The organism is Nocardioides sp., assembly GCF_036274455.1.
In the GTDB taxonomy this organism is placed as follows: Bacteria; Actinomycetota; Actinomycetes; order Propionibacteriales; family Nocardioidaceae; genus Nocardioides.
This window is the reverse complement of record NZ_DASUFR010000171.1, coordinates 1-16,413: the sequence shown is the minus strand read 5'-3', so window position 1 is coordinate 16,413 and position 16,413 is coordinate 1. Positions and strand designations below refer to the sequence as shown.

At 72.2% G+C, this 16,413-nt stretch carries 20 protein-coding genes; 10 read left to right on the top strand and 10 right to left on the bottom strand.

The annotated features are described in order from the left end of the window. From VFV89_RS16960 to VFV89_RS16950, 3 genes are all read left to right on the top strand, one after another. The coding region (locus tag VFV89_RS16960; protein ID WP_329707138.1) for an SDR family oxidoreductase at positions 1-640 on the top strand (640 nt) is incomplete at its 5' end. After that, the gene (locus tag VFV89_RS16955; protein WP_329707137.1) at positions 637-1,677 is read left to right on the top strand and encodes an S-adenosylmethionine:tRNA ribosyltransferase-isomerase; all 1,041 of its coding nucleotides are present in this window, start codon (positions 637-639) and stop codon (positions 1,675-1,677) included. The genes VFV89_RS16960 and VFV89_RS16955, both read left to right, overlap by 4 nt. Positions 1,678-1,719: 42 nt before the next feature. After that, positions 1,720-2,511, top strand: a complete 792-nt coding sequence (locus tag VFV89_RS16950; RefSeq protein ID WP_329707136.1) for a maleylpyruvate isomerase family mycothiol-dependent enzyme — start codon at positions 1,720-1,722, stop codon at positions 2,509-2,511. A gap of 9 nt (positions 2,512-2,520) precedes the next feature. Here VFV89_RS16950 and VFV89_RS16945 read toward each other — a convergent pair whose 3' ends face one another. After that, a complete protein-coding gene (locus VFV89_RS16945) occupies positions 2,521-2,835 on the bottom strand; it encodes a helix-turn-helix transcriptional regulator (protein WP_329707135.1) in 315 nt (104 codons plus the stop codon). Positions 2,836-2,904: 69 nt separating this feature from the next. Then, entirely contained in the window at positions 2,905-3,126 is a 222-nt protein-coding gene (locus VFV89_RS16940) for a DUF2007 domain-containing protein (RefSeq protein ID WP_329707134.1), read from the bottom strand. Between the two features lie 39 nt (positions 3,127-3,165). Between VFV89_RS16940 and VFV89_RS16935 the strand changes: the two genes are divergently transcribed. Next, positions 3,166-3,588, top strand: coding sequence for a VOC family protein (locus tag VFV89_RS16935; protein ID WP_329707133.1), 423 nt, complete (start codon positions 3,166-3,168; stop codon positions 3,586-3,588). A gap of 131 nt (positions 3,589-3,719) precedes the next feature. Here the strand turns inward: VFV89_RS16935 and VFV89_RS16930 are convergent, their stop codons facing one another. Genes VFV89_RS16930 through VFV89_RS16920 form a run of 3 tightly spaced genes read right to left on the bottom strand, consistent with a single transcriptional unit; the run spans position 3,720 to position 6,926 of the window. After that, positions 3,720-4,883 (bottom strand): thiolase domain-containing protein, encoded by a 1,164-nt coding sequence (locus VFV89_RS16930; protein WP_329707132.1) that lies wholly within the window; start codon positions 4,881-4,883, stop codon positions 3,720-3,722. Then, on the bottom strand, positions 4,883-5,944 hold the full coding sequence (locus VFV89_RS16925) for a thiolase domain-containing protein (RefSeq protein ID WP_329707131.1): 1,062 nt from the start codon (positions 5,942-5,944) through the stop codon (positions 4,883-4,885). Before VFV89_RS16925 ends, VFV89_RS16930 begins: the two co-directional genes overlap by 1 nt. Positions 5,945-5,954: 10 nt before the next feature. Then, entirely contained in the window at positions 5,955-6,926 is a 972-nt protein-coding gene (locus tag VFV89_RS16920) for a Zn-ribbon domain-containing OB-fold protein (RefSeq protein WP_329707130.1), read from the bottom strand. A 56-nt stretch (positions 6,927-6,982) separates the two neighbouring features. On the opposite strand from VFV89_RS16920, the gene VFV89_RS16915 reads away from it, so the two are divergent. Both VFV89_RS16915 and VFV89_RS16910 read left to right on the top strand, forming a co-directional pair. Beyond that, positions 6,983-8,026, top strand: coding sequence for an LLM class F420-dependent oxidoreductase (locus VFV89_RS16915; protein ID WP_329707129.1), 1,044 nt, complete (start codon positions 6,983-6,985; stop codon positions 8,024-8,026). A 154-nt stretch (positions 8,027-8,180) separates the two neighbouring features. Beyond that, positions 8,181-8,462: a hypothetical protein gene (locus tag VFV89_RS16910; RefSeq protein WP_329707128.1), complete on the top strand. Its 282-nt coding sequence runs from the start codon at positions 8,181-8,183 to the stop codon at positions 8,460-8,462. 15 nt (positions 8,463-8,477) lie between these two features. Here the strand turns inward: VFV89_RS16910 and VFV89_RS16905 are convergent, their stop codons facing one another. The 4 genes from VFV89_RS16905 to frdA are packed head-to-tail and all read right to left on the bottom strand — an operon-like array spanning position 8,478 to position 11,759. Beyond that, positions 8,478-8,831 (bottom strand): fumarate reductase subunit D, encoded by a 354-nt coding sequence (locus VFV89_RS16905; protein WP_329707127.1) that lies wholly within the window; start codon positions 8,829-8,831, stop codon positions 8,478-8,480. Then, positions 8,828-9,214 (bottom strand): fumarate reductase subunit C, encoded by a 387-nt coding sequence (locus VFV89_RS16900; protein WP_329707126.1) that lies wholly within the window; start codon positions 9,212-9,214, stop codon positions 8,828-8,830. Before VFV89_RS16900 ends, VFV89_RS16905 begins: the two co-directional genes overlap by 4 nt. After that, positions 9,211-9,951 (bottom strand): succinate dehydrogenase/fumarate reductase iron-sulfur subunit, encoded by a 741-nt coding sequence (locus VFV89_RS16895; RefSeq protein ID WP_329707125.1) that lies wholly within the window; start codon positions 9,949-9,951, stop codon positions 9,211-9,213. Before VFV89_RS16895 ends, VFV89_RS16900 begins: the two co-directional genes overlap by 4 nt. A 56-nt stretch (positions 9,952-10,007) precedes the next feature. After that, the gene (gene frdA, locus VFV89_RS16890) at positions 10,008-11,759 is read right to left on the bottom strand and encodes a fumarate reductase (quinol) flavoprotein subunit (RefSeq protein WP_329707124.1); all 1,752 of its coding nucleotides are present in this window, start codon (positions 11,757-11,759) and stop codon (positions 10,008-10,010) included. Between the two features lie 364 nt (positions 11,760-12,123). Here frdA and VFV89_RS16885 point away from each other — a divergent pair, with 364 nt between their 5' ends. Next, positions 12,124-13,047, top strand: a complete 924-nt coding sequence (locus tag VFV89_RS16885; RefSeq protein WP_329707123.1) for an NAD(P)-dependent oxidoreductase — start codon at positions 12,124-12,126, stop codon at positions 13,045-13,047. Between the two features lie 3 nt (positions 13,048-13,050). Further along, positions 13,051-13,977, top strand: coding sequence for an RNA polymerase sigma-70 factor (locus VFV89_RS16880; RefSeq protein WP_329707122.1), 927 nt, complete (start codon positions 13,051-13,053; stop codon positions 13,975-13,977). Between the two features lie 34 nt (positions 13,978-14,011). On the opposite strand, the gene VFV89_RS16875 is transcribed toward VFV89_RS16880, so the two are convergent. Beyond that, positions 14,012-14,992 (bottom strand): ArsR/SmtB family transcription factor, encoded by a 981-nt coding sequence (locus VFV89_RS16875; RefSeq protein WP_329707121.1) that lies wholly within the window; start codon positions 14,990-14,992, stop codon positions 14,012-14,014. Between the two features lie 82 nt (positions 14,993-15,074). Between VFV89_RS16875 and VFV89_RS16870 the strand changes: the two genes are divergently transcribed. Together VFV89_RS16870 and VFV89_RS16865 are read left to right on the top strand one after the other, a co-directional pair. After that, a complete protein-coding gene (locus VFV89_RS16870; RefSeq protein WP_329707120.1) occupies positions 15,075-15,659 on the top strand; it encodes a dihydrofolate reductase family protein in 585 nt (194 codons plus the stop codon). 88 nt (positions 15,660-15,747) lie between these two features. After that, a complete protein-coding gene (locus tag VFV89_RS16865) occupies positions 15,748-15,924 on the top strand; it encodes a hypothetical protein (RefSeq protein ID WP_329707119.1) in 177 nt (58 codons plus the stop codon). Positions 15,925-16,413: the final 489 nt, after the last annotated feature.

Genomic DNA, 16,413 nt, shown 5'->3' with positions numbered 1-16,413 from the left:
GCTGGCGGGCCGGGGCTGGGCCCTGGTCCTGGACGCGCGGCACGAGGCGACCCTGGCCGAGGCGGTGCGGCAGCTGCCGGGAGGCCCGCACCCGGCCATCGCGGGCGACGTGGCCGACCCGGCCCATCGCCGCGAGCTGGCCGAGGTCGCCGCCGAGCTCGGCGGGGCCCGGGCGCTGGTCAACAACGCCAGCACGCTGGGGGTGAGCCCGCTGCCGCCGCTGGCGCAGCTGGACACCGAGACCTACCTGCGCATCCTCGAGGTGAACCTGGTGGCGCCGGTGGCGCTGACCGCGGCACTGCTCCCGCAGCTGCGGGCAACCGGTGGTGTGGTGCTGAACCTGACGTCCGACGCCTCGGTCGAGGCCTACGAGACCTGGGGCGGCTACGGCTCCTCGAAGGCCGGCCTCGACCACGCGTCCCGGGTCCTGGCGGCCGAGGAGCCGGCGCTGCGGGTGTACGCCGTCGACCCGGGCGACATGCGCACCCAGATGCACCAGGACGCGTTCCCCGGCGAGGACATCTCGGACCGGCCGGAGCCGACCGCCGCCGTACCCGGCCTGCTCCGGCTGCTCGAGGGCTCGCTCCCGAGCGGCCGCTACCGGGCCGCGGAGCTGTCGCCGATCGGGGCCTCGGCGTGAGCCAGGCAGCCGCGGAGCCGCGGTTCGCGCTGCCGCCGGGCAGCGAGGCGACCGCGCCACCCGAGGCGCGCGGGCTCGCCCGCGACGAGGTCCGGATGGCGGTGGTCGCCCCGGACCACACTCACCACCGGCAGGCCAAGGAGCTGCCGCTGTGGCTGGAGCCCGGCGACCTCCTGGTGGTGAACACCAGCGCGACCCTGCCGTCCGCGCTGGAGGTGGAGCGCCACGGCTGCACCTGGGGGCTGCACGTGTCGGCCGAGCTCGACGACGGAGCCTGGGTGGTCGAGCTGCGGCTCCCGGGCAACGCCGGCCCGGGTGTGCCCGACCCCGGCGAGGTGCTGCGGCTGCCGGGCGGCGTACGGCTCCGCGTCGCCGAGCCGCACCCGCCCGGTCAGAGCCGGCTCTGGCGGGCCACGGCCCTGCCGGCCGTGGACCGGGTGGCCTACCTGCGCCGGCACGGCGCGCCGATCCGCTACCCGTACCTGCAGCACGCGTGGCCGATCGAGGACCTGCAGAACGTGTATGCCACGGTGCCCGGCAGCGCCGAGATGCCGAGTGCCGGCCGGCCGCTGTCCCGCGAGGTCCTCGTCGACCTGATGTCGCTCGGGATCGTGGTGGCGCCCCTGGTGCTGCACACCGGGGTGGCCAGCCAGGAGTCGCACGAGCCGCCCCAGCCGGAGTGGCTCTCGGTCCCGGAGCCGACCGCGCGGCTGGTCAACCTCACCCAGGCGGCCGGCGGCCGGGTCGTGGCCGTCGGGACGACCGTGGTCCGCGCGCTCGAGAGCGCCGCGTCAGCGCAGGGCGAGGTTGCGGCGTACGACGGCTGGACCTCGCTGGTGCTCTCCTCGGCGCGGCCCGCGCGCGTGGTCTCCGGGCTGCTCACCGGGCTGCACGAGCCCGAGGCCAGCCACCTCGACCTGCTCGAGTCCGTGGCCGGGCGGGCGCTGGTCGACCGGGCGTACGCCGACATCACCGAGCCCGGCGCGCCGCACTACCTCTGGCACGAGTTCGGAGACTCGATGCTGCTGCTCCCGTGACCCGTCGACACGATGAGGACCGCGGTCCGGTTGGATGGAACCGTGACCGAACCCTCCAGCGGGCTCATCGACGCCTCGATCGCGGAGCTCCGCGCCATCCACGACCGGCTGGCCGCCACGGTCGCCGGCCTCTCCGCTGACCAGCTGGCCGCGCAGAGCGGTGCCGAGGACTGGCGCGTCTGCGACGTGCTCTCCCACCTCGGGAGCGGCTCGGAGATCTGGCGCTACCCGCTCGTGGCCGGCATCGGCGCGCCTGAGGAGCAGCCCCCCGACCAGGAGGTGTGGGACCGCTGGAACGCGATGGCGCCCGCCGACCAGGCGGCCGGCTTCGTCGAGGCCCAGGAGCGGCTGGTCGCGGCCTACGAGGCGCTGACCCCGGAGCAGCACGACACGGTCCGGGTCGACCTGGGGTTCCTGCCGCAGCCGGTCCCGCTGGCCGCCGCGCTCGGCATGCGGCTCAACGAGGTCGTGCTGCACGGCTGGGACGTCGAGGCCGGCCTCGACCCGGCCGCGTCGCTCTCGGAGCGCTCCGCCGGGCTGGTCCTGCGTCACCTGAGCGAGACCCTGGCGTTCATGGTCGGCTTCATGGGCAAGCCCGAGGGCGCGCCCGCGGTCCGGGTGGCGCTCGGTGACCACTCGATCGTGCTCGACCCCGACGACGGCGTCCGGCTCGAGGCCGGCACCGACGGTGCGACCGCGATCTTCCACGGCCCGGTCGAGGCCGGCGTGCGCTTGCTGGCCGGGCGGCTGAAGCCGGAGTTCACGCCCGCGGACGTGTCCGTCTCGGGTGACATCACCCTGGACGAGCTGCGGAAGGTGTTCCCCGGCTACTGAGCCGGGAGGTCAGGCGGCCAGGCAGACCGGCCCGCGCACCTCGGTGAGACGACGCGCGATCCGGATGGTCAGGTCGACCAGCCGGAGGTCGAGGGCCCCGGCCACCGCCTGGAGCACCTCGGAGCTGGGCTCCTTGCGGCCGCGCTCGATCTCGGAGAGGTACTGCGTCGAGACGCCGGCCTCCTCGGCCACGTCGGCGAGCGTGCGCCCCTTGTCCTGGCGCTCGTCGCGGAGCTCCTGGCCGACCGCCTCGCGCCAGAGCGGCTCGCGCTCGGTGGTCTCCGGCTCGGCCTCCGGCAGCGGGAACGGGATCAGCTCACCCATGAACGGAGGCTACGCCGGACCCGGCCGCGACGCGCCCGGGTAGGCGCGCCGTTCGCGCAGGGCGAACGGTCAGGTCCAGAGCCACTCGCCGAGCTCGGCCTCGGTCAGCAGCTCACGCGCCTCGGCCTCGCGGTCGTCCGGGACGAGTACGCGCATCTTCAGGAAGTTCAAGGACCCGTCGATGATGCTGGCGTGCCGGTCGGCCACGTGGCAGGGGATCCCGGCCTCCTGCAGCAGCCCCTCGACGGCGGAGATCAGTGCCAGGTCGTTGGTGCGGACAAGCTCGGCCATGCCTCCTCCAACGGACCAGGGGCGCCTAGGGTGCCCGGTATGCGCGGACGCCGTAGAGGCACACCGGACCAGGACCGCTGGCAGCGCCACGACTGGTGGGGCGTGGTCATCGACAGCCCGGACCCGAAGGCCGCCGCACGGTTCTACGCCGAGCTGCTCGGCTGGGAGCTCTGGAAGCCCGACGAGATGGACGACACCGAGGCGGCGATCGACAGCGGCGAGGGCATCACCGGGATCACCTTCCACCTCAAGGAGGACTACGACCGTCCCGTCTGGCCCAACGCGCCGGACAAGCAGCAGATGATGATGCACCTCGACTTCGAGGTCTCCGATCTGGTCGAGGCCACGGCGTACGCCCTGGAGCGCGGTGCCGTGCTTGCGGAGCTCCAGCCGCAGCAGGACGTGCGGGTGCTCTACGACCCGGACGGGCATCCGTTCTGCCTGTACGCCGCTACCGGCTAGAAGGTATGGCCCGACTGCTCGGTGGTGTCGAGCCAGGGTGGGCGGTTGCTGCGCAACCTGGAGGTCCCGGTCACGTGCTCACGACGCCGGCGGATGACCGCGAGGAGCCGGACCGCCGGCCACCAGCGCGATCAGGTGCCCGGCCTCTCCGAGCCGACCACCCACATCGCGAAGAACTGCGAGCCGCCGCCGTAGGCGTGGCCCAGCGCGCGACGGGCGCCGTCGACCTGGTGCTCGCCGGCCGCGCCGCGGACCTGCAGGGCGGCCTCGCCGAAGCGCAGCATGCCGGAGGCGCCGATCGGGTTCGACGACAGGACGCCGCCCGAGCAGTTGACCGGAATGCGTCCGTCCATCGCGGTGGCGCCGGACTCGCTGAGCCGCCAGCCCTCGCCCTCGGCCGCGAAGCCGAGCGACTCCAGCCACATCGGCTCGAACCACGAGAACGGGACGTAGATCTCCGCCACGTCGATCTCGTCGACCGGGCTGATGATGCCGGCCTGCTTCCAGAGCGCCGCTGCGGCGTCGCGGGAGGCCTGCGGGTTCACCTGGTCGCGCTCGGCGGCCGAGGTCGCCTCCGAGCGCATCACCGTGCCGTGGATCCAGGCCGGGTCCGGCGAGCCGGCCGCGACGTCCTCGGCCGCGATGACGAGGGCGCACGCTCCGTCGGAGGACGGGCAGGTCTCGTCGTAGCGGATCGGGTCCCACAGCATCTGCGAGGCGAGCACCGACTCGACGGTCGTGTCGGGGTTGCGGAGGTGGGCGTAGGGATTCTTCAGCGCGTTCTGCCGGTCCTTCGCCGCGACGATCGCACCGACGTGGCCGGGCGCTCCGGACCGCCGGATGTAGGAGCGCACATGCGGCGCGAAGTAGCCGCCGGCCCCGGCGTGCACCGGCATGCTGAACGGGATGGGCACCGACAGCGCCCACATCGCGTTCGACTCCGACTGCTTCTCGAAGGCGACCGTGAGCACCGTGCGGTGCACGCCGGCCTGCACCAGCGACGCCGCGACGATCGCCGTCGAGCCCCCGACCGAGCCGGCGGTGTGCACGCGGAGCAGTGGCTTGCCGGCCGCGCCGAGTGCCTCGGCGAGGAACAGCTCGGGCATCATCACGCCCTCGAACAGGTCCGGCGCCTTGCCGACGACGACTGCGTCGACCTCGTCGAGCCCCATCCCGGCGTCCTCGAGCGCCCGGTCCATCGCCTCGCGGCACAGCCCGGCCATCGAGACGTCCTCGCGCTTGGCCCGGTGGTGGGTCTGGCCCACGCCGATGACGGCGGCCGGCTGCTTGGCCATCACTCGCCCTGCCCATCAGTGGCCATCACGCACACCAGGTTCTGTTGCAGCGCCGGTCCGGACGTCGCGTGGCCCAGGACCTTGTCTGCCTCGCCGCTCCAGATCCGGCGGGCCGCCTCGCCGATCCGGATGCCGCCGGCGGAGAACATCGGGTTCGACACCAGCGCGCCGCCGGACGGGTTGACTCGTACGTCGCCGGGAAGCCCGAGCTCGGCGCGCAGGATCAGCTCCTGGTGGCTGAACGGCGCGTGCAGCTCAGCCACCTCGACACCGGAGAGATCGCTCGCGGCCGCGGCCTGCCGGGCGCTGGGGGAGCGGGTCAGGTCCCGGGTGCCGAGGCTCAACGGGTCCACGACGTGCGTGAGCGACCTGATCCACGCCGGCCGGTCGCACACCTCGCGCGCCCGGTCCTCGGCGGCGATCACCAGCGCGGCCGCGCCGTCGGTGACCGGCGCGCAGTCGTGCTTGCGCAGCGGATCGGCGTACATCGGGCGGGCCAGCAGCTCAGCCACCGACGAGCCGCCCTTGCGGATGGCGTACTCGTTCGTCTCCGCGTCGGTCAGCGACCGATTGGCGACCTCGGCCATCGCCCGCTCGTCCCACAGCCCCGCGTCGATGCCCTCGCGCGCCTGCAGCCCTGCCAGGGAGACCGTGTCGGGCCACAGCGGCGTCATCGTGTAGGGGTCGAGCTGCAGGGCGAGCGTCCGCCGGAGCACCCCGGCCGAGCTCTTGCCGAACGCGTAGACCAGCGCGGTGTCCACCTCACCGGTCTGGATCTTGAGCCAGGCCTCGTACATCGCCCAGGCCAGGTCCATCTCGACGTGCGACTCGTTGACCGGCGGCATCACGCCGATCGCGTCGACGGCCTGGACGAAGGAGAACGAGCGGCCGGCCAGGTAGTCCGAGGACCCGGAGCACCAGAAGCCGATGTCGTGCCTGGTCCAGCCGGTCTGCTCGTAGCACTCCGCGAACAGCGGCACCAGCAGCTCGACGCAGGTCGGCGACCCGTCGAAGTGCGCCAACTGCCGCTGGGCGAAGCCGACGACCGCGACGTCTCTCACCGGACGCCCCTCACAGGTGCTGCTTGTAGGTCTCGAAGTCCGCGTCCGGCTCGCCGGTCGGCGCGAAGTGGCTGATGTTCTCGATCGTGGTGCCCCACTCGTTCCTCGGCTTCCACACCGCCTTGACCCGCATCCCCATCCGGACCTTTTCGGCAGGGATGTCGAGGATCAGGTGCAGGAAGGCGATGTCCGCGCCGTCGAGCAGGACGTAGGCCGAGACGTACGGCGGCGTGATCCGCTGCCCGAGGAACGGCACGTTGACGATGCAGAACGTCGTCACCGTGCCGCTGTCGGGCAGCTCGACCTCCTCGGCGGTCGGCGTCCCGTCGGAGGGGCAGGCGCTGCGCGGCGGGATGTAGACCTTGCCGCACGTCGGGCACCGCTGGCCGACCAGCCGCCCCTCCGCGAGCGAGCGGTAGAACAACGACTCCTCCGGGCTCGCAGCGTAGAGGTAGTCGAGCTCGATCGGCACGACGATGCCCGTCACAGGATCCAGCGTCTCCCGAGCCCCGCCGGTCGAGCCTGTCGAGACCTCCGCCGCCTCCGCTGCAACCGGCTCGAAGCACTCGATGTCGGTGATCGCCCCGACCCGCTCCTCGCGCCACCGCACGCGCACGCGCATCCCCGTCGAGACCTCGCCCGGCGAGGCGACATCGAGCGCGTGCAGCAGGGGGGTGTCGGCGCCGTCGAGGGAGACGAGCGCGAACGCGAAGGGCCGGTCGAAGGGCTGGCCCTCGACCGGCTCGGGGACCCAGGTCCAGGACGTGACGATCCCGGTGTCGGCCACCTCGACGAAGTCGTCGACCGCGGCGTGGGTGACCGGGTCGAACTCCGGCGGCGGCACGACCACCGTGCCCTCCGACGTCCGGCCGCCGACCACGAGGCCGTCTCGCAGTCCCGACAGGAACCGCCCCAGCACCGGGCCGGTCGACCGCGTGTAGTCGAACGCTACGGTGACGGGCGCCGACAGGGTGCGGGACATGGACGTAAAGTAGAACACGTTCTAATCTCCTTCAAGGTCTCTCGAAGGGCGGGCAGATGAAGCTGGGGTTGCAGCTCGGCTACTGGGGGGCACAGCCACCGTCCGGGGTGGGCGAGCTGGTCGCGGCTGCCGAGGAGTCGGGGTTCGACGCCGTCTTCACCGCCGAGGCGTGGGGCTCGGACGCGTTCACCCCGCTGGCCTGGTGGGGCCGCGAGACCTCCCGGCTGCGGTTGGGCACCTCGATCGTCCAGATGTCGGGACGTACGCCGACCTCGATCGCGATGCACGCGCTCACCCTCGACCATCTCTCCGGCGGCCGGGTCCTGCTGGGCATGGGAGTGAGCGGGCCGCAGGTCGTGGAGGGCTGGTACGGCCAGCCGTTCGCCAAGCCGCTGGCCCGGACCCGCGAGGTCGTCGACATCATCCGGCAGGTGCTCGCCCGGGAGGCGCCCGTGACCAACCCCGGCCGGCACCACCCGCTGCCCTACACCGGCGAGGGCGCGACCGGGCTGGGCAAGCCGCTGAAGCCGATCGTGCACCCGCTCCGCGCGGACATCCCGATCTGGCTCGGCGCCGAGGGGCCCAAGAACGTCGCGCAGACCGCCGAGATCGCCGACGGCTGGATCCCGATCTTCTACACCCCGGGGTCGGCGCCCATGTACCAGCCGTGGCTCGACGAGGGGTTCGCCCGTCCAGGCGCTCGCCGCACCCGCGCCGACTTCGAGATCGCCGCCACCTGCCACCTCCAGGTCGTCACCGGCGCCGAGGAGAAGGCCGCGGTCCTCGACGCGTTGCGGCCCGTGGTCGCGCTCTACATGGGCGGCATGGGCGCCAGGGAGATGAACTTCCACAACCAGGTCTTCGTCCGGATGGGATATGAGGAGCTCGCCGGCGAGGTGCAGAAGCTCTACCTGAGCGGCGAGAAGGACCGCGCCACCGCGCTGATCCCCGACGAGCTGGTCGACGACATGCACATCATCGGCACCGCCGGCGAGGTGCGCGAGCGCGTGGCGCAGTGGGAGGAGACCGGGGTGACCACGCTGCTGCTCTCGCTGCGGTCTCCGGACGAGGTGCGCGCGATCGCGGAGCTGCTGGCCTAGCACCATGCGTGCAGGCGTCGGGCCCCGAGAGCGCCACTTCTCATCCACAGACCGGCCCCTTCGCCGTCGATCTGCGCCGCCTGTGGATGACGGCCGTCGACCTGTCGGTGCCCCTCACGAGCTTGTCGGGAACACATCCGACCGAGGAGGGCTCATGACGAGCAGGACAGCACACAAGCGCAAGGCGACCGCGCGGGCGGCGAACCCCACGAAGGACCCGCTGGAGCGGGCGCTCCTCGGCGGGCCGCGCTGCCAGTGTGAGTGCCAGGGCGGCTGCCGCCGGCGCGCGACCTGTCGCGTCAGCTTCCTCTGCGCCGTCGAGGGCTGTGGCAGCGCAGTTCACACGGCCCTGGCCTGCACGCCGTGCAAGGACAGCTGGCTGCACCAGGCCTCGCACGACCCGACCGCACCGGAGCTGCGCGTGACGCCGCTGTGAAGGGCTCGGGCGGCCTCAGCCCATGGCGGTGGCGAGGATGAGGAAGGCCGCGAGGGCACCGACGACCGCGCCGCCGTAGCAGAGCAGCGCGATCTGCCACCTCCACTTCAGCTGCAGGCCGTCATAGAGCGTGTAGCGGAACCGGTGCGCCGCGTGCACGAGCATGATCGTGAAGATCCCGAGCAGCACCAGGAAGGTCAGCGGGTTGCCCAGGATCGCCCGCAGGTGCTCCCCGGACGGCGGGTCGATCCAGCCGAGCGGGAACGCGAAGGCGAACAGGAACACCAGCACCGGCAGGAACATCGCCGACGTCACGCCGCCACCGCTGAACGCCATCCAGACCAGGGGCAGCACCCGCCGCTTGGTCATCGGGTCACCAGCCACCAGATGAAGGCGGTGACGACCGCGAGCCCGACGTACTGCCCCGCGATGACCACCGGCGCCGGCACCGGCTTCCCGCGGACCCGCAGCGCCATCGCCTGCGGTGTGACCCCGAACCAGGTCACCGTGTGCAGGAGGATGAACGCGAAGCCGACCACGTTGACGGCGATCACGACGGGGGAGTCGGCCCAGTCGAGGAAGTCGTGGTACGCCGCGTCGCCCCGGCCGACCGCGCGGACCAGCAGCAGCAGGAACACGACGAACCAGCCGACGAACAGCGAGCTGAGCTCGCGCATCACGAACACGAAGTAGGTCCGCTTTCGCAGCCACCACCAGGTGGAGATCGGCCGGCGCCAGGTGAGGTCGCTCATCGCCGGCCCCGGGGGAGCAGGAACGCCTTCACGTTCTCCTGGGCGGCCTTGAGCTTGTATCTCTGGATGGCGCCCGCCGGGTCGACGTGCTTGGGGCAGACCCGGGTGCACTCGCCGACGAACGTGCAGCCCCAGACCCCCTCGTGCTCTATCAGCACGTCCAGCCGCTCCCGCGCGCCCTGGTCGCGCGAGTCGAGGTCGTAGCGCTCGGCCAGGGCGATAGCCGCCGGTCCGATGAAGTCGGGGTCGAGGCCGTAGACCGGGCACGCTGCGTAGCAGAGCATGCAGTTGATGCACATGCTGAACTGCTTGTACGCGTCGAGCTCCTCCGGCGTCTGGAGGTACTCGCCGTCGATCTCGCTGTCCGCACCGAGCACGGCATCGTCGTCGCGGATGATCCACGGCTTGACCCGGGGCAGCTTCTCCATGAAGTCGGTCAGGTCCACGACCAGGTCGCGAGCGATCGGGAAGTTCGCCAGCGGCTCCACCCGCACCGGCCCGGGTGCGTAGTCGTCAAGGAACGTGGCGCAGGTCAGCCGGGGCTCCCCGTTGACGTTCATGCCGCAGCTGCCGCAGATGCCCATCCGGCACGACCAGCGGAAGGCGAGGGTCTGGTCCAGCTCGTCCTTGATGTGGTTGAGGCCGTCGAGGACCGTCCACTCCTTGCGCATCGGGACGTCGTAGTCCTGGGTGCCCGGCGGCGTGTTCTTGTCCGGCCGCCACCTGGTCACCCGCATCGTGATGGCCTCCGTGACGGACCCCGTGACGGACCCCGTGTTGGACTCGTCCACCGCTACCTCCCATAGACCCGCTCGCCCGGGGGCCAGCGGGTGATCGTCACCGGCAGTTCAAAGACCCGCGGCGACCCCTCCCCGTCCCGCTCGACGAGGTGGTGGGTGAGGAACCGCTGGTCGTCGCGGTCGGGGAAGTCGGTGCGCTGGTGCGCGCCGCGCGACTCCTCACGGCGCAGGCCGGAGGCCAGCATGCACTCGGCGACGTCGAGCATGTTGGCGAGCTCGAGCGCGGCGACCAGCTCGGTGTTGAAGGTGCGGCTGGTGTCCCAGATCCCGACCTTGGTCGCGCGCTGCTGCAGCTCCCGCAGCCGGTCCGCGCCGGCCGCCATGGCCGGTCCGTTGCGATAGATGCCGGCCACCTCCTCCATCGTGTGCTGCATCTCGCTCCGGACGGGGGCGACCCCGTCGTCCCCGGGTGGCGTGTCCAGGAGCCGCTCGAGGCGGCGCACCTCGTCGTTGGCCTGGGCGGTGACCGACGCCGGGGCCGGCCCGGCGCTCGCGGCGTACGTCGCGGCCGCCCGGCCCGCGCGGGCGCCGAACACCAGCAGCTCCGGGAGCGAGTTGGAGCCGAGCCGGTTGGCCCCGTTGATGCTGACGCACGCGGTCTCGCCCGCGGCATAGAGGCCGGCGATCGGCGTCGCCCCGTCGATGTCGGTGTGGACGCCGCCCATCATGTAGTGCACCACCGGGCGGATCGGGATCATCTCGTGCACCGGGTCGATCCGCTCGTACTTCAGGCACAGCTCGCGCACGAACGGGATCCGGGAGTCGATGAGCTCCTCCCCGAGGTGGCGCAGGTCGAGGTGGACCACCGACCCGTACGGCGACTCGATGGCCCGGCCGCGCTCGATCTCGTGGTAGATCGCCTGCGAGACCCGGTCCCGCGGCCCGAGCTCCATGCTGCGCAGCACCGGCGTCGGCGACGGCGTCCCGAGGTCGTAGTCCTGGAGGAACCGGTAGCCGTCCTTGTTGACCAGCCAGCCGCCTTCGGCACGCGCCGCCTCGGTGATGAGGATGCCGGTGAACGGCAGGCCGGTCGGGTGGTACTGGATGAACTCCATGTCCTTGAGGGGTGCGCCGGCCCGGTAGGCGAGGGCCATGCCGTCGCCGGTGTTGATGTTGGCGTTGGTCGTGAAGGGAAAGACCTTGCCGCAGCCCCCGGTGGCGAGGACGACCGCCCGGGCGGTGATCGCGCGGATCCGGCCGGTGCTGAGCTCGACGGCGACGACGCCGTGGACCCGCCCGTCGTCGACCAGCAGGCGGGTGACGAACCACTCGTCGTACCTGGCCAGCGAGGTGTACTTCAGGGACGTCTGGAACAGCGCGTGCAGCATGTGGAAGCCGGTCTTGTCCGCGGCGAACCAGGTGCGCATCCGCTTCATGCCGCCGAAGGCGCGCACGGCCACGCGGCCGTTCGGCTGGCGGCTCCACGGGCAGCCCCAGTGCTCGAGCTGCAGCAGCTCGCGGGGTGCCTCGTTGACGAACGCCTCGATGGCGTCCTGGTCTCCGAGCCAGTCGCTGCCGGAGATCGTGTCGTAGATGTGCTCCTCGATGGTGTCGTCCTCGGCGATCACCCCGGCGGCGCCGCCCTCGGCGGAGACCGTGTGGCTGCGCATCGGATAGACCTTCGAGACCACGGCCACGTCGAGCCCCGGCTCGGTCTCGGCGATCGCGATGGCTGCCCGGAGACCGGCCCCGCCACCGCCCACCAGGAGGACGTCGTGGTCGGCAAGCACGGGGTCATCACTCACCCCTGAACTCCTCGTCCACGAGCACGTGGCCGCGGTGGTCCACGACCTGGTGGTGGACGCTGCCGTCGTGGAACTCCTCGCGGTGGCTCTGGCAACCGCAGGAGTAGGTCACGTCCTCAGTGATGAGTCCCTGCTGGTCCTCGGTCGTGAACCGCTCGCCGCCGTGCAGGACCCGGCACGGCGCGAGCGCTGAGTCGAAAGCGCGTGACAGTCGTCGTCACGGAGCACCTCCTCGGTGGGTCCGGCCTACAGCGTGCCTGTTCGGGCCGGGGGTTGGGAAGAGTGACCGGGCAGCCGCTGTCACGTTTCGGGTCGCTGTCTCGACTCGGGGGCACAGACACAGTCGAGACGAGAGGTGAGCGCGATGCACGTCTACATCGCAGGCGGCGCAGGTGTGGTCGGGACGCGGCTGATCCCGCAGCTGGTCGGGCGCGGCCACCAGGTGACCGCGACGACGACCAGCCCCGCGAAGGCGGCCGGTCTCGAGCAGCTGGGCGCGTCCGCGGTGGTCGTCGACGGGCTGGACAGCGCCGCCGTGGGCGAGGCGGTCGCGCGGGCGGAGCCGGACGCCGTCGTGCACCAGATGACCTCGCTGGCCGGCCGCCTCGACCCGAAGCACTTCGACCGGTCGTTCGCGCTGACCAACCGGCTGCGCACCGAGGGGCTCGACCACCTGCTGGCGGCGGCCCAGGCCAGCGGCGTCCCGCACGTCGTCGCCCAGAGCTACACCGGGTGGCCCAACACCCGCTCCGGCGGGTGGGTCAAGGACGAGGAGGACCCCCTGGACCCCGAGCCCCCGAAGGCGCAGCGGGAGTCGCTGGCCGCCATCCGCTACCTCGAGGAGGCCGTGCAGAAAGTGGACGGCACGGTGCTGAGGTACGGCGGGTTCTACGGCGACGCGTCCGACCCGATGCTCCCGTTGGTGCGCAAGCGCCAGTTCCCGCTTGTCGGCGGCGGCCCCGGGTACATGTCGTGGGTGCACCTCGACGACGCGGCCACTGCGACGGTGCTGGCGCTGGAGCAGCAGGCCAGGGGAGTGTTCAACATCGTGGACGACGAGCCGGCCCCGGCCTCGGAGTGGCTGCCCTACCTCGCCGAGTGCGTGGGGGCGAAGCCCCCGATGCGGCTGCCGGTCTGGGTGGCCCGGCTCGCGGCCGGCGAGGTCGCCGTGTCGATGCTGACCCGGACCCGCGGCTCGTCCAACGCCCGCGCCAAGCGGGTGCTCGGGTGGGAGCTGCGCTGGCCCTCGTGGCGGCAGGGCTTCCGGCACGGCCTGGCGCAGGGTTGACCCGTGGGTGCCGAGGAGTTCGAGGAGCTGCGGCCGCTGCTGTTCTCGATCGCCTACCGGATCCTGGGCAGCGTCAGCGAGGCCGAGGACGCGGTCCAGGAGACCTGGCTGCGCTACCAGGCCAGCGCGACGGTGCCGATCTCGCTCAAGTCGTTCCTCGCCGCGGTGGTGACCCGGGTCTCGATCGACACCCTCCGGTCGGCGCGGGTCCGCCGCGAGACCTACGTCGGCCAGTGGCTGCCCGAGCCGCTGCTCACCGACGCCGGGTCGACGGCGTACCCCGATCCGGAGCACGCCGCGGAGCTGGCCGACACCGTCTCGATGGCCGCGCTGGTGCTGCTCGAGCGGCTGACGCCCGAGCAGCGCGCGGTCTTCGTGCTGCACGACGTGTTCGCGTTCCCCTTCGCCGAGGTCGCCGAGGTGATCGGCAAGTCCGAGGCGGCCTGCCGGCAGCTGGCCACGAGGGCCCGCCGCCTGGTCGAGGACGGCCGGCCGCGGTTCGACGTGGACCGGCACGAGCGTGAAGAGCTCGCGGCCCGCTTCTTCGACGCGATGACGGTCGGCGACGTCGACGCGCTGCGAGAGCTGCTGGCCGCTGACGTCGAGGTGTACGGCGATGGCGGCGGCAAGGCACCGCAGTGGGCGCGCGTGGTCGTGGGCGCCGACAACGTCGCGCGGATGTTCGGCGGACTGGGGAAGCGGTTCGGCGGGACGGGGATCCAGCTCGAGCGGCACGAGGTCAACGGCCAACCGGGCGCGGTGGTGCGCGACGCGAGCGGCAAGGTCGTCAACGTCATGACGCTCGACGTGCTCGACGGACGGATCCAGGTCGTGCGCTCGGTCATCAACCCCGACAAGCTCCAGCACCTCGGCCCGGTGGCCGACGCCTGGGCGCTGATGCGGGGGACGCCGCAGGACTCCGGCAGGTGACCACGTCCCGGCGTCCCGGGCCCCGAGGTCCAGGTCAGCCGGACGCCAGGGCGTCGCCGGCCGCGGTGCGGGAGTAGACGACCTCGCGACCCTCGCGACGGCGTACGACGAGACCGGTGCGGCGGAGCACCGAGAGGTGGCTGTTGACCCCGCCCGGGCTCCAGCCGGTCCGCGCGGACAGGGTGCGGGTGGACGCCGGCCGCTGGAGGGAGCGCAGCAGCAGCGCGCGTCGCCGTCCGACCAGCTCCTCGAGGGCGCCGTCCCCGGCGGACTGGAGCCACAGGTCGCCGACCCCGGGTGGCTGGTAGGTGAGCGCTGGCTCCCAGGGCGGGTCCACCCGCGGCCAGACCGCCCAGGCGAGGACCGAGGGGATGAGGAGCAGGCCGCGTCCGTCGAGGTCGACCCGGCGTGATGCCATCCGCACCGGGGAGACGACCAGCTCCTGGCCGTCCCAGGTGAGCGTCGGGTCGAGGCCGGCGAACGCAGCCTCGCTCCCCACCGTGGCCAGCCGTCGGGCCCGGGCCGCGATCTCGCCCTCGAGGAAGGCGGACATCCGCTGCCACCACGGGGCCAGTGCCGCCTCCCACAAGGCCCTGGACTGCTCGACCAGGACGGCCACCGCGGTGGCGGGGTCGTCGAGGAACGGCTGCGCCTCCGGAGGCACTCCCTCGGGATAGCCGCGCCGGATGTCGGACCGGACCAGCTCCCGGTCGGTGGCGGCGACCCGGTCGAGCTCGTCCTCGATCCGCGGGTGCGGCAGCACCGGGGGTGGCGCGTCGAAGTTCGGCCAGACGGTGCGGCCGAGTGGGTTCACGGCGTGCACGAGGCCCAGCTCGAGCCCGGCAACCCGGGGTGCCACCTCCTCGACCCACGGCCGATGCTCCGGGAACTGGGAGGGCAGCCGCAGCACGTACGCCGCCGCCGTCAGCTCGATCAGCGGCGAGATCGCGAACCGGGTCCGGAGCAGGTCGTGGCGGCCGAACACGTAGCGGATCGCCGAGCGACGTACGGGCATGGATTCAGACTATTCCGAATCAGTTGGGCTCCGTGCTGACCGGGGGTGCACTGGTGCGACAAACACCGAGAAGGAGCGCGAGATGAGCAAGGTCCTGATGCACAACGTAGTCAGCGTCGACGGCTTCATCGCCGACGAGCAGGACGACATCGGTCCGCTGTTCGACTGGTACTTCAACGGCGAGACCGCCCCGGTCCCGGGCAGCGGGTTCGGGATGTCCGCGGCCTCTGCGTCGTACGTCGGCCAGATGTGGGGCAGCATCGGCGCCCTGGTCATCGGGCGCCGGCTCTTCGACCTGATGAACGGCTGGGACGGACAGCCGCCGACCGGTGACCACGTGGTCGTCGTTTCGCACCGTCCCAAGCCCGAGGGCTGGCACCCGGAGGCGCCGTACCACTTCGTGGCGGACGTGGGCGGGGCGGTGAAGAAGGCCGAGGAGCTGGCCGGCGAGCGCGCGGTCGCGGTCGCCGCCGGCGACGTCGGGGGCCAGGCCCTCGCCGAAGGGCTGGTCGACGAGGTCGCGATGGACGTCGTCCCCGTGGTCTTCGGCCGCGGACGGCGCTACTTCGGTGGCGTCGACGCCCAGCACCTGCTCGAGGACGCCGACGTGGTCATCCAGGGCGACCGGGTGCTGCACCTGAACTACCGGGTACGCCGGACGGACTGACTGGCGTGGTTCCCGCTGTCGATCCTGGGCCGGCGCGCCCGTCACCGGGGTGAGGTCACACCGGTGACCCGTGGAACCGGAGGTCATCATGAGCCACGCCATCGTGCACGCCGAGATCCGATCGAGCGACCCGGACGCCACCCGGGCTTTCCTCGGGGAGCTGTTCGGCTGGACCTACCCGACCGAGGGAGCACTCCCCGGCTACACGTTCGTGGACACCCGGGGGGTGCCGGACCACGTGGTGGGCCTCGCCCAGCAGCTCTGACGGTGGCTGAGGTGCGAGGCGCCCCGGCGCCGAGCCTCGAAGCCTGGTGAGCCGGTGCTGGGACCTGCGCGGGTGTCTTCGCTGCGGAGGTCTCGACAGGCTCGACCAGCGGCGGGCCAGCGGGTGTCTTCGCTGCGGAGGTCTCGACAGGCTCGATCAGCGGCCGGCGACCACGGTGGCTGAGGTGCGAGGCGCCCCAAGCGCCGAGCCTCGAAGCCTGGTGAGCCGGTGCTGGGACCTGCGTGGGTGTCTTCGCTGCGGAGGTCTCGACAGGCTCGACCAGCGGTGGGCCAGCGGGTCTTCGCTGCGGAGGTCTCGACAGGCTCGACCAGCGGTGGGCCAGCGGGTGCCTTCGCTGCGGAGGTCTCGACAGGCTCGACCGGCGGCTGGCGACCACGGTGGCTGAGGTGCGAGGCGCCCCGGCGCCGAGCCTCGAAGCCTGGTGAGCCGGTGCTGGGACCTGCGCGGGTGTCTTCGCTGCGGAGGTCT

Coding starts and splice junctions, on each gene's coding strand:
- VFV89_RS16940 (WP_329707134.1), bottom strand. CDS start 3,126: ATGGCCGAGCTTGTCCGCACCAACGACCTGGCACTGATCTCCGCCGTC.
- VFV89_RS16870 (WP_329707120.1), top strand. CDS start 15,075: ATGAGCAAGGTCCTGATGCACAACGTAGTCAGCGTCGACGGCTTCATC.
- VFV89_RS16900 (WP_329707126.1), bottom strand. CDS start 9,214: ATGAGCGACCTCACCTGGCGCCGGCCGATCTCCACCTGGTGGTGGCTG.
- VFV89_RS16915 (WP_329707129.1), top strand. CDS start 6,983: ATGAAGCTGGGGTTGCAGCTCGGCTACTGGGGGGCACAGCCACCGTCC.
- VFV89_RS16935 (WP_329707133.1), top strand. CDS start 3,166: ATGCGCGGACGCCGTAGAGGCACACCGGACCAGGACCGCTGGCAGCGC.
- VFV89_RS16885 (WP_329707123.1), top strand. CDS start 12,124: ATGCACGTCTACATCGCAGGCGGCGCAGGTGTGGTCGGGACGCGGCTG.
- VFV89_RS16875 (WP_329707121.1), bottom strand. CDS start 14,992: ATGCCCGTACGTCGCTCGGCGATCCGCTACGTGTTCGGCCGCCACGAC.
- VFV89_RS16905 (WP_329707127.1), bottom strand. CDS start 8,831: ATGACCAAGCGGCGGGTGCTGCCCCTGGTCTGGATGGCGTTCAGCGGT.
- VFV89_RS16865 (WP_329707119.1), top strand. CDS start 15,748: ATGAGCCACGCCATCGTGCACGCCGAGATCCGATCGAGCGACCCGGAC.
- VFV89_RS16910 (WP_329707128.1), top strand. CDS start 8,181: ATGACGAGCAGGACAGCACACAAGCGCAAGGCGACCGCGCGGGCGGCG.
- VFV89_RS16945 (WP_329707135.1), bottom strand. CDS start 2,835: ATGGGTGAGCTGATCCCGTTCCCGCTGCCGGAGGCCGAGCCGGAGACC.
- VFV89_RS16895 (WP_329707125.1), bottom strand. CDS start 9,951: ATGCGGGTGACCAGGTGGCGGCCGGACAAGAACACGCCGCCGGGCACC.
- VFV89_RS16930 (WP_329707132.1), bottom strand. CDS start 4,883: ATGGCCAAGCAGCCGGCCGCCGTCATCGGCGTGGGCCAGACCCACCAC.
- VFV89_RS16920 (WP_329707130.1), bottom strand. CDS start 6,926: ATGTCCCGCACCCTGTCGGCGCCCGTCACCGTAGCGTTCGACTACACG.